This window comes from Pseudalkalibacillus decolorationis (assembly GCF_024609785.1).
GTDB classification, from domain to species: domain Bacteria; phylum Bacillota; class Bacilli; order Bacillales; family Fictibacillaceae; genus Pseudalkalibacillus; species Pseudalkalibacillus decolorationis.
Genome location: NZ_JANHJQ010000002.1, coordinates 272,990 through 286,220, shown reverse-complemented (window position 1 = coordinate 286,220; position 13,231 = coordinate 272,990). Strand labels below are relative to the sequence as shown.

The following is a 13,231-nucleotide window of genomic DNA, read 5'->3' as shown; positions in this document are numbered from 1 at the left end:
GGTTAACGCTAAAAAAGGTGGGATATATATGACATCAATTACAACCAAACAAATACGACTAGCAAAAAGACCAAAAGGAATGCCGGAAAAATCGGATTTTGAATGGAACAAAATGGCACTCGAAAATCCTGACACTGGCGAAGTATTGCTGAAAACGTTATACGTTTCTGTTGATCCATACATGAGAGGGCGAATGAGCGACAGTAAGTCATATGTCAAACCTTATGAAGTAGGTAAAATGATCACAGGAGGTGTTATTGCTGAAGTCATTGATTCGAAAAGTTCGGATCTCCAAAAAGGTGATGTTGTTATCGGTGACCTTGGCTGGCAAACGTATCATTTGGTTCCAGAGAATCAATTGCGGAAGATTAATCCTGAGCAAGCACCTATTTCAACACACCTTGGTGTATTAGGAATGCCTGGTATGACTGCTTATTTTGGACTTCTTGATATTGGTAAACCGAAAGAAGGAGAGACGGTCGTTGTGTCAGGGGCTGCAGGAGCAGTTGGAACTGTAGTCGGTCAAATCGCGAAGATTGCTGGGGCTAAAGTTGTCGGGATTGCAGGGACTCAAGAGAAAATCAATTACTTAAAAAACGACCTGCATTTTGATGAAGTCGTCAATTACAAATCGGAAAACTTTCGGGACGAATTGAAACAGGCATGTCAAGACGGTATTGACGTTTATTATGACAATGTCGGTGGAGAAGTGTCGGACTCAGTATTACGGTTAATTAATAAAGGAGCTCGTATACCAGTTTGCGGTCAGATTTCATTGTACAACCTTGAAAAACCAGATTTAGGTCCAAGAATTCAATCTCAATTATTAATCAATAGCGCTTTAATGAAAGGATTCATCGTTTCTGATTATGGTGCACATTTTGAAGAAGCGATCCAAGACCTAGCAAAATGGTTGAACGAAGGAAGGCTAACTTACCGAGAAACGGTAGTAGAAGGCTTCAATAATATTCCTGATGCATTTCTAGGTCTTTTTAAAGGGGAAAACATCGGTAAGTATATTGTCAAAGTAGCAGATAGAGAAGTAAATTAAACTGGTCCAAATGTAATCTATCCAATGGAAATGTTAATTAATCAATAAGACGTTTATCGACACATTTCTATAATGACCTATATAATAGGGACTAAATAAGAAGGATGACTTATTTTTCAAGATAAGTCATCCTTCTAAACACCTATTTGATCTGTTTTAACATACTGAATCAGTTGACTTTGGTACGGAGAGACCGAATAATGGGCGGATAAACATAGCAACAAATGATCCAAGAAGTGCCATATTACTTATTTAGAAAAGGAGTTCAGAACTATGGAATTGCAAACAATCAGCTACTTTCTATTAGCATCCATTCTATTAACCATCACACCTGGTCCTGACTTTATGTTTGTTTTTGCACAAAGTGTTTCCCAAGGAAAAAGAGCGGGTATTGCAACTGGATTAGGTCTTTGTACAGGATTGATTGGACATACCCTTGCTGCTGCCATCGGTATTTCAGCAATAATATATCAATCTAGTCTAGCGTTTAATGTGATTAAAATAGCAGGTGCAATCTATCTTCTTTATCTAGCCGTACAAGCATTTCGAGAAACAGATCAGCCTGCCGAACAAAAAGCTGAATCCCATACAACATTCGTTTTATATCGAAAAGGGATCTTAATGAACTTACTTAATCCAAAGGTTTCGATTTTTTTCCTAGCTTTCCTACCACAATTCGTCGCGACAGGTGAGGGTAATATACCGATACAAATGGTAGTTTTAGGTGTGCTTTTTATTATTCAGGCACTGGCTATTTTTACGTTGTTATCCATTCTTGCAGGATCAGTAGGGAATCGGCTGTGGAAAAATCCAACCATTTTAAAATGGATAAACCGGACAAAAGGTCTTGTATTTGGTTTTTTTGCTATCCGATTACTGTTCGAAAAAAACAATTAAATATTTTTACGGCATTTTCAGCACCATGACCATACCTCAAATAAAGGGAATCTAAGGATACAGGTAGAACATGTATAGGATTATAGGGAAAGGTATGGATAATATTGGAGTTCAGCCTGACATTTACATTCCATGGACACCGCAACATTTAGAAGGAAAAGATATTGACTTAGAAAAAGCAATTTCACTTTTATATGAGCAAGCCAATATCTAAATACCGACAACAGGTGACTATAGTCCGCAACATATTTTGACTAAAAGGATCGTTATTTTACAATTTTACCTGTCATGACATCCAAAAAGTCTTGATAAAATAGTTGATAGTTAAACTGTACGGCGATTCGAACCTTATTTGTTGAGTTCTCCAATAAGTTAGACGATCCAGGGCGAAAATCAGCAATTGTAACTCCAAGACCTGGCCCAATAATATCATCGACCACAACTGTTTTATAAATAAAGCTGCATAACTCGGGATTTACGAGGGCACTTATGGATATCACATCATGTATCGGTGCTCCAGGTATTCCTGGGACAAGCTTTTCATAGACCTTGATATAATAGTTAATAACTTTAGGGACCAATGTACGAAATGGGTTTTTTGACTGTTGACGAATGATCTCAGCCATACTACTGGTCACGTACGCATACCTCGTAACATTTAAAGGGAATAAGCTAACGTTTTGAGCACTAGAAAGAACAATTTTTGTAGCTGTCGGGTCTCCATATACATTTGCTTCAGCTAGAGGTGTTACATTCCCGGGTACAAGGAAAGCCCCACCCATGAGGAAGAATTCGTTTACCTTTTGCATTAGATCTGATTCCAGAAGGAACGTCATTGCTAATGTTGTATTTCGCCCAATATCAACTATTGTAATGTCATTCTCAAATGCTTTGATAATTTTAAAAATGCTACTGAAGGGTAGAAATTTACCCGAAACCGTCTCAGGTGGCCGTATCGGTCCAAGTCCCTCAGGTCCATGTATTTCCGGATAATATACGGTAGCATCACCTGTAAGAGGACCTTCAGCACCTCGAATGACTGGTATCTTTTCCAGGTTGCCGATTTCCAAAAGGTAATTGGCGTTCTCTATAGCTTGTTCCTTTGTTACGTTACCGTAGCTTGCCACTACACCTACCAAATTAATATCTTGATGAAGGATACAATAAATTAGCGCTACTGAATCATCGATACCTGGATCTGTAAAAAGAAGAACGTTTTTAATTGGAATTCCCTCCTACATATAAAGTTACGGTAATATAATGTTTATGTTTGGAAAATTACGAATAACTCAAAACTTGGAATATAGGGGAAGAGAGGTTCGTTTGTTATGAAGAACGTTTCATATGATGCTTTTCAAAAGCTTGCTGATTATTATTTTCGAAATGTAGATGAGAAGCCCGCGAATGCCGATTACGAGCGGCCAGGAACCTTATCCTTATTACCTGACGTAGATGGGCTTCGCGTTCTTGACGCTGGATGTGGCACAGGATGGTATACAAAATGGTTAGATGACAAGGGAGCGAAAGTAACATCAATTGATTTTAGTCCAAATATGATCGAGTTAACAAAACAGAGAGTTGGAGAGGAAGCAGTTGTATTTCAAGCAAACCTTTCAGAACCAATTCCACAAATTAGTAGTAACAGCTTCGATCTTGTAGTCTCACCGTTAACATTACATTATATAAAAAATTGGGAAATCCCATTTAGTGAGTTTAATCGGGTTTTGCGAGACAAAGGAAGGCTCGTCTTTTCTGTCCATCACCCATTTATGGATTTCACACAGTTTAATCGTGATAACTATTTTGCAACTGAGCTCCTAGAAGACACCTGGAATGTGCAAGGTGAAGAAGTAACCGTTCATTTTTATCGAAGACCGTTATCTGAAATCATAAAACCATTATATTTAAATGGTTTTGTCATTGAAAAAATAATTGAACCGATGCCAACTGAAACATATCGCGAAAAAGCACCCGAATCATATAATAAACTATCTAAGAAGCCGCAATTTCTTTTCATTAGAGCTCAAAAGAAAATGTCTATTTAAATGGGATAATTTCATACATGGAGGAGGATATAGGGGGAACATGAAAAAATCGTTCTTAGTTGGGTTAAGTATACTCGGAATTTCAATCCTCATTTCGTTATTCACAAATGACTGGAATATGCTTTATACGATTTCAGGTACCGCTGGTGTCGTAGCGTTATTTATTAGTGGGCTATATATAGGTGCTTTTATAAGCGGTAACCAAATACGAGGAAATCATTATTCTGAAAATAAAACTGACCGAAAGAGGCGGAGAAAATATGCGAATAACTTATCAGCATTTAGTGCTCCAAATCTTTTAGGTGTGATTATTATGTATTTCCTTTAAGAAAAGCGCAAGCGCCCTGCTTAGCCACGAAGGTCACTGGAAGACCGACGAGGAGGCTCGGCCCAAACGAGTTTGGCCCTGCGTGGGAATATACATGAAGTACTTCAGTGTGTTGCCGCCGCAGGAGGCCTGAAGTGATCCAAGTGGTTGGGCGCTGAAGCTGGACATTACATCCATGCCGCAAACTTTTATACTTTCTTTACTCATAAAGAAAACTTGGCTATTGTCAAGCCTTAGCGCTGGCGATCGCCTTAGTCCCTAAAGGGGTGACCTAAAGGCCCTTGCTTTACACGTTAAGAAAGTATTTTTATACTTTCTTAACGTGTAAACGGAGACAGAGGTTAACTTACAATAAGCTAACCTCGTTTTTTAATCCACCACGATTAATTCAACATTAGACTCTTCCAAAAGAGACATAATATCGCTGTCAGGTGTTCGATCTGTAATGATAATATCAACATCTTGAAACGTTACGCTCCGATACAACTGCTTCTTTTTAAACTTCGTATAGTCCGCAAGAACAATCACTTGCTCCCCATGGCGTGTCATTTCCTTTTTGACCATTGCATCTTCCTCGTGTGGATATGTAAATCCCTTTTCGGAAATACCCGCAGCGCCAATGAATACTTTATCAACATAATAATGATTGAGCTTTTCGATTAACGTAGACCCATACAAAAAACCATGATCCTTGTTCAATATGCCACCAAGTAAGTGAATTTCTACATTTGGCTTTTTCGAGAGAATTTGAGCTTGATCAATCGAATTTGTTAAAACCACTGTTGATTCTTTATTAAGATTTTCTGCAAGATATTGGACGGTTGTAGATGTGTCAAACAATAGAGTATCACCAGGTTGTATAAGTAATTGTGCACGTGATGCAATTTTATTTTTTCCGGTAGAATCGAACTGTAAGCGATCGGAATAACTTTTGATAATTTCTTTTTTCTTAGGTAGGATAGCTCCTCCCCTTGTACGGATGATTTCATTTTGTTCCTCAAGCCTTACAAGATCCCTTCTAGCAGTGTCACGGGAAATTGTAAACTCCTCCATCATCTCGTTTACACTAATACGACCGTTCGTCTTCAAATATTCAATAATCTCATGTAATCGTTCTTCTTGATACATTACATACCATCCTTAATAATGACTTGTTCTCATTATAAGCACTTTAAGTTATTAAAGCAATCGACTTCTAAGATACACTTAAATAACTTAAGTTAATCACTTGCATTTTCACTTATATTAACTTACAATTAATTAAAAATACTTACCATTAGGAGGGGTATTGTGATAACGGGATTTTTATCAATCATATTCCTTTGCGTTTTGGAGGTAGGCCTTGCCATGCTCGTAGTCGAAGATAAGTCTTATCCTGGTGAAGAACCAAATAAAAATGATCCATTTAGTTCGATATTCAAATATTAAAGTGTAATATAATATTATTATGTAAATAAGTAAATATTAGAAAGTGAATCGACACATTAAGTTATTTTATTTAACGTCTGATAGTTGAACACATATATAGAAAACACCATTCTCTATTTGAATGGTGTTTTTCTATAGTAACTTTGTTTTCAACATGGTCTTTGGTAAAGTTACCCAACCTATAGATGTTATCTCATGAAGCTAACTAACTTATAAATAATTCAGAGCCTTATCCTTTATCATGTAGTTTTTTATAACTATTATGATGATTGTCAAACTAATGTAACAAACAAAAACTATTATTTAACTAGAATAAAAGCTCATCAAAATATACGTCATGATGGCTGTTATGAATTGAACATTTTTCGTTATGCAATGTAAAGCGAAATGATTGAATTATTTTATGATTTATATGGAGGGGAAAATATTGAATAATAGTACATTTTTAATTACAGGCGGTACAGGATCATGGGGTCTTGAAATTGTGAAACAGCTTTTTGATCATAAACCGAAAGAAATTCGTATTTTTTCGCGGAATGAAACAAGACAAGTTGAGATGCAACAACAATTTGCTAATGATGATAGATTCAAGTTTGTCATCGGTGACATCCGTGATAAGGAAGAACTTATGCAAGCATCTGAGGGTGTCGATTATGTTTTTCATCTGGCAGCATTAAAACATGTACCTGTTTGTGAATATCAACCATTTGAAGGCATAAAGACAAATGTACTTGGTACTCAAAATGTGATTGAAGCAGCGATTGAAAACGATGTAAAAAAAGTCATATACGTTTCAACTGATAAAGTTTCGGATCCGTCAAATACTTACGGAATTACGAAGGCTCTTGGAGAAAAGCTAATTATTCATGCAAATTTAAAAGAAACAAACACTAAATTTATTTGTGTAAGAAGTGGTAATGTTCTTGGATCCAGTGGCAGCGTCATTCCTATTTTCAAGAATCAAATAAAACAATTTTCACAAATAGGGATTACTGATCAACGTATGACTCGATTTTTTTTAACGATTGAAAATGCCGTTCAATTGTTGTTTAAAGCAACAATAAACGGTAAAGGCGGAGAAACATATGTTATGAACATGCCTTCTATTAAAATAGCTGATCTAGCCCAAGTGTTAATTAAATCATCAGGTGAAAAAAATATTGTAATAAACGAAATAGGTGTTCGTCCTGGAGAGAAATTGAACGAAACCCTCTTTACCGAATGTGAAAGCAGCCGAACTGTATATTTTGATAAAGATTTTTTTGTAATCCTGCCTTCTATTACTATGCCAGGGCTTCAAGATCATTATACTAGCAGCACACAGATAAACATGAAGGAATATAATTCTGCTACAAAGCAAATTTCAAATCGAGAAGTTGAACAAATGTTAATGAAAGGAGGTTTTCTGTCGTGGAACGAAAACTGACAAGCTCATTCCGTGTAAGGAGCTGAAAAATGATGAAAAATAAAGGAAACTTTATTAACTTAATTATATTCGACATAAGAAAAACACGTACAGTATGACTGTATGTAATAGGATGATATTTGTTAATGATAAAGGCAGGGGAAATAAGTTGAAGAAAAGTATTGTTTTTACTGGAGGCGGATCTGCCGGTCATGTAATGGTCAATTTCGTGCTGATCCCGAAGTTTATTCACGAAGGTTGGGATGTGCATTACATCGGCTCTGAAAACGGAATCGAGAAACAATTAATGGCACGTTTCCCAGCCGTTCAATATTATAGCGTTTCAACTGGGAAGTTAAGGCGCTACTTAGCTTGGAATAATGTGAAAGATCCCTTTAAAGTAATCAAAGGAATCCTCCAATCGTATCAGTTGTTTAGGAAGATTAATGCTGATGTTGTATTTTCTGCAGGAGGATTTGTAGCGGTACCTGTTGTCTTAGGAGGATGGTTTAACAAAGTTCCAGTAGTGATTCGTGAACCCGATCGGACACTTGGACTTGCAAACAAACTATCTCTCCCATTTGCGACAAAAGTATGTACGACCTTTCCTGAAACTGGACAAGCCCTGAAAAACAATAAGACGATTCATATCGGTGGTATCATTAGAGATGATTTGACAAAGGGCAGCCAGATTCAAGGCTTTTCTTATTGTGGATTTACAAAAGAGAAACCTGTGTTGTTGATTATGGGTGGAAGTCAAGGAGCTCAACGTATTAATGAAATTGTCAGATCATGTTTAGATGAATTACTTACAGATTTTCAAATTGTGCACATTTGTGGGAAACAAAAAGTCGATCCATCGATACGGTTAAAAGGCTATCGACAATTTGAATATATCAATGAGGAATTATCTGATGTGATGGCTATGACAGATTTTGTGGTTTCAAGGGCAGGCTCAACAGCTATTTTTGAATTATTGTCTTTACAAAAGCCGATGCTTCTTATTCCACTATCCTATAGGGCAAGCAGGGGGGAGCAAATCATTAATGCTCAATCCTTTCAAAATGCTGGATATGCAGAAGTGCTACTTCATGAGAATTTGAACAAAGGTACATTGATCGATGCGATTTACACTTTATATCAAGATCGCGAAAAATACCTCGAGAATATGAAGAAGAATAAAGAAGACCGAGCAATATATAAGCTAATGGATTTGATTAGGAAAGTTACTGTTTAGAAGCATCTATGCATAGAAATTTTATTATGTAAAGACTAGCACACTGTGAAATATAAAGTTGAAGAATCAACTTTATATGAATTCCATAAATCGGAGGAAAAAATGAACGTACTGATCGCAGATGATGAAAAAGATATGTTGAAAATTTTAAAGGTTTATTTCGAGCGTGAAGGATTTCATGTTTTTCTAGCTGAAGATGGAGAAGAAGCACTAACTATTATTTATAACAACAAAATCAATTTAGCTATACTGGACTGGATGATGCCTGAGATAAGCGGCTTGAAGGTCTGTAAAGAAATAAAAAGTAAAAGTGACACAAAGGTACTGATGCTCACAGCAAAAAGTGACAATGAAGATGAGCTTGAAGCTTTAATAATTGGAGCAGATGATTATGTTAGGAAACCTTTCCATCCTGGGATTTTATTAGCCAGGGCAAAGAAACTACTTCGAAAGGAAAAGATCGTTCATATAAAAGATATAAAAGTTGATTTTGAAGCAAAAAAGCTTTATAAATACGACATGGATTTGAATGCGACAAAAACGGAATTCGAACTTATAAGCTGCTTGTTAAATCATAAAGGGAGTATATTGACACGGAAAAAACTCCTGGATATCGTTTGGGGGTTTGACTACTTCGGGGAAGAGCGGACGGTCGATACCCATATTAGAAGATTACGTGAAAAAATTGGAGAAGGTGTCATAAAAACTCATAGAGGATTGGGGTATAGTTTGGAGGAAGAGGAGAATGAATAAACTTGGAAGAAAGCTATCCATAAGCATCTCCATAGCAGTAATCGTCATTTTTTCTATTTCAATCTTCCTTACTCAATACTTTTTGCCAAACTATTACTTGCATAAAACAAAAGAAAAGGTAGAGGATGTTTCTGACAAGATAGAAGGAATGGATAAGGCTACATTTATCGATTCCATAGAAAGTATTGAAAATAAATATGGTATAACCATCGTTTACGAGCCTATTCATAGCAATGTAGATGAATTGAATGAGACAATACGTAATCAATTAGCAAAAAAACGAATTACATTAAATAAATTTTGGATTACAAAAGAAGCACTGCAAAGATTGGAGAAAGGAAACACAGTTAATAAACTATATGATCAAGGAAAGTTAAAATCAAGCTTCCTAGCTAGCTTTATGCAAAAGGAAGACATTCTGGTTTTAGTCGGGGTTTCAATTGCCCATTTTAGCGATACTGCAAACATCGTCAATGAATTCAATTTATATATGTTAGGTTTTTCCGTTATCATAATCGTCATGTTAGTCTGGTTAATGTCGACAAAAATAACCACTCCGTTAAAAGAGTTGAAAGATGTTTCTAAAGATATTTCAAATTTAAAATTTGAAACTGTCCATATCAAAACAAATGATGAAATCGAGGAGCTTGCTGACAGCATCAATGTGATGAGTGATAAGCTTAATAAGGCTCATCTAAATTTAAAGCAAAAAAATGAAAACCTAAAAATAGTTACGTCTGATCTTACTCATGAACTTAAAACACCGTTGTCTTTAATAAAAGCCTATTGTGTAGGAATCAAAGATGGGCTGGACGACGGTACATATATTGACACGATCATAAAACAAACAGATAATATGTCCAATGTAATCGAGGATTTATTAAACTTCTCGAAAATTGAAAGAGATGAGATTGAAAGGATCCCTATTAATCTTTTCGAATTAGTTCATAAGTGCCTTCTAAAGCACAAAATAGAGATCGAGACAAAAGAAATAAAAGTTAGAATTTATAATTCTCATTTACAACAATTATTTGTGTTGGCTGATGAAGAGAAGATCGAGATGGTGTTTAACAATTTAATTAGTAATGCGATAAAATATACAGAGGATGATAGGATTGACATTGAATTTGAGGATTTTGAAAATGAGATCGTATTTAAAATTAGGAACGGTACTAATATACAACAAACAGAAATGATTGATCAAATCTGGGAGCCATTTTATGTTTTAGAAGAATCAAGAAACAAAAAAACCTCTGGCACAGGCTTAGGACTTGCTATTGTTCATTCAATTCTTAATCGTCATCTTTTTAATCATGGAGTCTCGATTTTGAATAATCAGATACAATTCTATATATGTTTTCAAAAGAATCCTTTCAATCATTAGGGTTCTTTTTTTATGAGCCATAAAAGCCAACGTAACTTTGTGGAGAATAAAAACTAATGTAACAAAAAGAAATTATAGTGTGCGAAGACAGGAGGGAAAGAAATGAAAAAGAAGCTGATGATGATACTTTGTGTCACGCTAGTTATTGGTTTTTTTGCGGGCTGTGACAATAAGGAACAGAAGGAGAAAACCGATAAGTCTAGCCATGTTCATACCTCGGATTTCACATTCGATGTGAACCCCGAAACATTTGAATTGTTTATCAAGTAGGGTGGTGTGAAGGAAAGGGCATCGATGCCAATGCCGAAAATGAAGGTGTCGAAGGTGAAGAAGGATAACGACAAAATTACGTGGAGTTATCCGGATGAGAAAGTAAACGTGAAGATCGAGAGAAAGAGAAGTATTTAGATATTGATATTAAATCGACAGGGACTAAAGCGTTTCAATGGCCGAAGTAAGTGCAGACAGCTACATGTTGCCTTTAGGGGAAGGGAAATTCATCCCGAATGATGATCCGTATTGGAGAGAATTTTTAAAGGATGAGAAGTTGACCTTTAGTGAGTCCTTTTCCATGAGGTTTTTCACCTTAAACCATACGAACTATTCAGTCTCGTATATCGTGGAGAAGGAAAGGAATTATGAGAGATAACAAAACGGTTCTCGGACTCAATAAGTTCGAAAAAGCACTCATTGTTTTAGTTCCTATGGTATAGGTGGTTCGATTGGTTGGTTTATTCCTGCCATTGCAGATTGGGTACTGACGCTTCCGATAGTCCCAATGGAGAAGCTAATCTTATTAATTGCATCATTTAACAGCCTATGGGTTTCAATCGTAGCTACCGTTATTGGAATTATTGTTGGTGTATTGTTGACATTTATTATTTTTGACGAGAGTCTTGAAGTTGCGATTTCCTATAAAAATTTGCATTTAAAATTAAGAGATAAGATTGATATCATTGAGAAAAAAGACATTTCAGCAATTTATATGGAAAATAAGCAGTTAATCATCTTTGGCCAAAGTAGCGATGAATTAGATAGAGAAGTTATTGAAACGAAAGAGGATACTGTTCCAGAAGCATTTAATCATTACCAATATCCTTGGAATGAGAAAGATCCATTTGACAGCCAATACCAACGATGGGTTCTAGGGCATCCTGACTTTCCTGAAAACATTAATGCATTACTTTATGCTCGAGAACATGCATTAAAAGAGAATAAAAAGAAAAATACTAAATATCTACGAGAGGATTTAGCTAAATTGGGAGTTATCATTAGGAATGAAAGAAATGGCCAATACGCGAGGCTTGCTAAAGTTGCTAATCATGAAAACTAATCAAGTTACTCAAAACAAGAAGCGTACATTCTGCATTGACAGGGATTAGTTTCTCGGTTCAGGAATATATCTTATTCCACCTTACTAGGGGATGAACAAAAACATCCTTATTTGATTCATGAACCTTTTTTACAAGACGAAATTGTTTTAATTGTTGGAAAGAATCATCCTCTTGCCAAACAAAAACACAAAAGGCCTATTGAAACCTCCAGGCCTTTTTACAGTATATTATTTCATGGATTAGCTAACTTATCACGATCAGCTGCTTTTGGAGGATATTCCATCCAACCATTATCAATCATAATGTTTGCACCGTCTTCTGCATACTTCCCGATTTCTGATGTTAGTCGACCGTATTGTGCCTGTATATCCCGTCTCATCGTTGTCGCCATACTTGTTCCATAATAACCCATCGATATCGCGATCAGGGCAGTCGTATGGAACATCATCAATTTGTCTGAGAAAGGAGTAACAGTCGAGTCGGTTACCTCCATATCCCAGGACATCGGAACAGGCAAATCATCCTCACGTAAAATCGATCCGAAGACTTCAACATGCTTAGCTGCGATTTCTTTTCCTCTTACCATATATTGCTTCACTTTCTTGGAAGCAGCTGCCTGGCTAAATCCAATAAGAGTGGACATTCCTAATGCATTTCGCTGAATATTGTCACACAAATTGGTGACTTCTAACGATACTAATGGTCTCCTGTTACCAAACCAACCTGTAAGAAAGCTCTGTTTTGTAACAAATTCTACTTTTTCCGGCTTTGGAATATTTGGTGGACGGATATAGAGTCCTTTACTTAATAAAAGATCTGAAGCCATTTTATGAAGCTTCGTAAATTCGGAAAGACATTCAGAAAAGTAATTGTGGATATCATTGCGTGCTGATAACGCGACAGCAACACTAAATGCATTAATACCTAACTTCCCCAACTGTTGAATATAATTTAATATAAAACTATCTGAATATAGACGTGGAGCACCCACATTCACATCATTTTCTGTAAATCCGTAAGGAACAGGATATTTTTCTTGGTTAAAGAAGAGGGTAAGTTGATCGATGTGTGCCTCCGTTAATTCTAAAACGTGTTGTACAATTGTACGAACATCTTCGTCCTCAACAATCTCTATAAAATATTGAAAGACACATTTAGTTAACGTGTCATTTTGATATGCCCCCCAAATCTGTGAAATTTCTGCTGCTGACAACGTCGCATTGTGATGCACTTCCATAACATAATCCCTCCTAAACAGTAAAAGTGAATCTTAAAATTTTTTTACGTAATGGCAAACTTTATAAGGGTAGTTAAACTTCCTCCAGTATCAATCTATTTAGTCGTTGTATAGTTTACCCAATTATATAAA

At 36.1% G+C, this 13,231-nt stretch carries 16 protein-coding genes; 13 read left to right on the top strand and 3 right to left on the bottom strand.

Annotated elements, in window-relative coordinates:
- Window positions 1–28 precede the first annotated feature (28 nt).
- The 3 genes from NON16_RS03345 to NON16_RS03335 all read left to right on the top strand — a co-directional run bounded on the left by NON16_RS03345 (window position 29) and on the right by NON16_RS03335 (window position 2,162).
- Entirely contained in the window at window positions 29–1,051 is a 1,023-nt protein-coding gene (locus NON16_RS03345; RefSeq protein WP_257347078.1) for an NADP-dependent oxidoreductase, read from the top strand.
- A gap of 273 nt (window positions 1,052–1,324) precedes the next feature.
- Window positions 1,325–1,948: a LysE family translocator gene (locus tag NON16_RS03340; RefSeq protein ID WP_257347076.1), complete on the top strand. Its 624-nt coding sequence runs from the start codon at window positions 1,325–1,327 to the stop codon at window positions 1,946–1,948.
- Between the two features lie 70 nt (window positions 1,949–2,018).
- Window positions 2,019–2,162: a hypothetical protein gene (locus NON16_RS03335; RefSeq protein WP_257347074.1), complete on the top strand. Its 144-nt coding sequence runs from the start codon at window positions 2,019–2,021 to the stop codon at window positions 2,160–2,162.
- A gap of 52 nt (window positions 2,163–2,214) precedes the next feature.
- On the opposite strand, the gene NON16_RS03330 is transcribed toward NON16_RS03335, so the two are convergent.
- The gene (locus NON16_RS03330; protein ID WP_257347240.1) at window positions 2,215–3,171 is read right to left on the bottom strand and encodes a nucleoside hydrolase; all 957 of its coding nucleotides are present in this window, start codon (window positions 3,169–3,171) and stop codon (window positions 2,215–2,217) included.
- Between the two features lie 105 nt (window positions 3,172–3,276).
- Here NON16_RS03330 and NON16_RS03325 point away from each other — a divergent pair, with 105 nt between their 5' ends.
- On the top strand, window positions 3,277–3,993 hold the full coding sequence (locus tag NON16_RS03325; protein ID WP_257347072.1) for a class I SAM-dependent methyltransferase: 717 nt from the start codon (window positions 3,277–3,279) through the stop codon (window positions 3,991–3,993).
- A gap of 40 nt (window positions 3,994–4,033) precedes the next feature.
- Window positions 4,034–4,321, top strand: coding sequence for a DUF5316 domain-containing protein (locus NON16_RS03320; protein ID WP_257347070.1), 288 nt, complete (start codon window positions 4,034–4,036; stop codon window positions 4,319–4,321).
- Between the two features lie 369 nt (window positions 4,322–4,690).
- On the opposite strand, the gene NON16_RS03315 is transcribed toward NON16_RS03320, so the two are convergent.
- A complete protein-coding gene (locus tag NON16_RS03315; protein ID WP_257347068.1) occupies window positions 4,691–5,449 on the bottom strand; it encodes a DeoR/GlpR family DNA-binding transcription regulator in 759 nt (252 codons plus the stop codon).
- 162 nt (window positions 5,450–5,611) lie between these two features.
- On the opposite strand from NON16_RS03315, the gene NON16_RS03310 reads away from it, so the two are divergent.
- The 8 genes from NON16_RS03310 (at window position 5,612) to NON16_RS03275 (ending at window position 11,861) form a co-directional block, all read left to right on the top strand.
- On the top strand, window positions 5,612–5,749 hold the full coding sequence (locus NON16_RS03310; protein ID WP_257347066.1) for a hypothetical protein: 138 nt from the start codon (window positions 5,612–5,614) through the stop codon (window positions 5,747–5,749).
- Between the two features lie 427 nt (window positions 5,750–6,176).
- On the top strand, window positions 6,177–7,175 hold the full coding sequence (locus NON16_RS03305; protein ID WP_372508727.1) for a polysaccharide biosynthesis protein: 999 nt from the start codon (window positions 6,177–6,179) through the stop codon (window positions 7,173–7,175).
- A 148-nt stretch (window positions 7,176–7,323) separates the two neighbouring features.
- Complete coding sequence (locus NON16_RS03300; RefSeq protein WP_257347065.1) at window positions 7,324–8,391, top strand: undecaprenyldiphospho-muramoylpentapeptide beta-N-acetylglucosaminyltransferase; 1,068 nt, start codon at window positions 7,324–7,326, stop codon at window positions 8,389–8,391.
- Window positions 8,392–8,493: 102 nt separating this feature from the next.
- A complete protein-coding gene (locus tag NON16_RS03295) occupies window positions 8,494–9,144 on the top strand; it encodes a response regulator transcription factor (protein WP_257347064.1) in 651 nt (216 codons plus the stop codon).
- Window positions 9,137–10,528, top strand: coding sequence for a sensor histidine kinase (locus NON16_RS03290; protein ID WP_257347062.1), 1,392 nt, complete (start codon window positions 9,137–9,139; stop codon window positions 10,526–10,528). Before NON16_RS03295 ends, NON16_RS03290 begins: the two co-directional genes overlap by 8 nt.
- A 102-nt stretch (window positions 10,529–10,630) precedes the next feature.
- The gene (locus NON16_RS03285) at window positions 10,631–10,798 is read left to right on the top strand and encodes a hypothetical protein (RefSeq protein ID WP_257347060.1); all 168 of its coding nucleotides are present in this window, start codon (window positions 10,631–10,633) and stop codon (window positions 10,796–10,798) included.
- Window positions 10,799–10,804: 6 nt separating this feature from the next.
- The gene (locus tag NON16_RS03280; protein ID WP_257347059.1) at window positions 10,805–10,936 is read left to right on the top strand and encodes a hypothetical protein; all 132 of its coding nucleotides are present in this window, start codon (window positions 10,805–10,807) and stop codon (window positions 10,934–10,936) included.
- Between the two features lie 301 nt (window positions 10,937–11,237).
- Entirely contained in the window at window positions 11,238–11,861 is a 624-nt protein-coding gene (locus NON16_RS03275; protein ID WP_425589723.1) for a YqeB family protein, read from the top strand.
- 233 nt (window positions 11,862–12,094) lie between these two features.
- Here the strand turns inward: NON16_RS03275 and NON16_RS03270 are convergent, their stop codons facing one another.
- Window positions 12,095–13,099 (bottom strand): DUF3231 family protein, encoded by a 1,005-nt coding sequence (locus NON16_RS03270; RefSeq protein WP_257347055.1) that lies wholly within the window; start codon window positions 13,097–13,099, stop codon window positions 12,095–12,097.
- Window positions 13,100–13,231 lie beyond the last annotated feature (132 nt).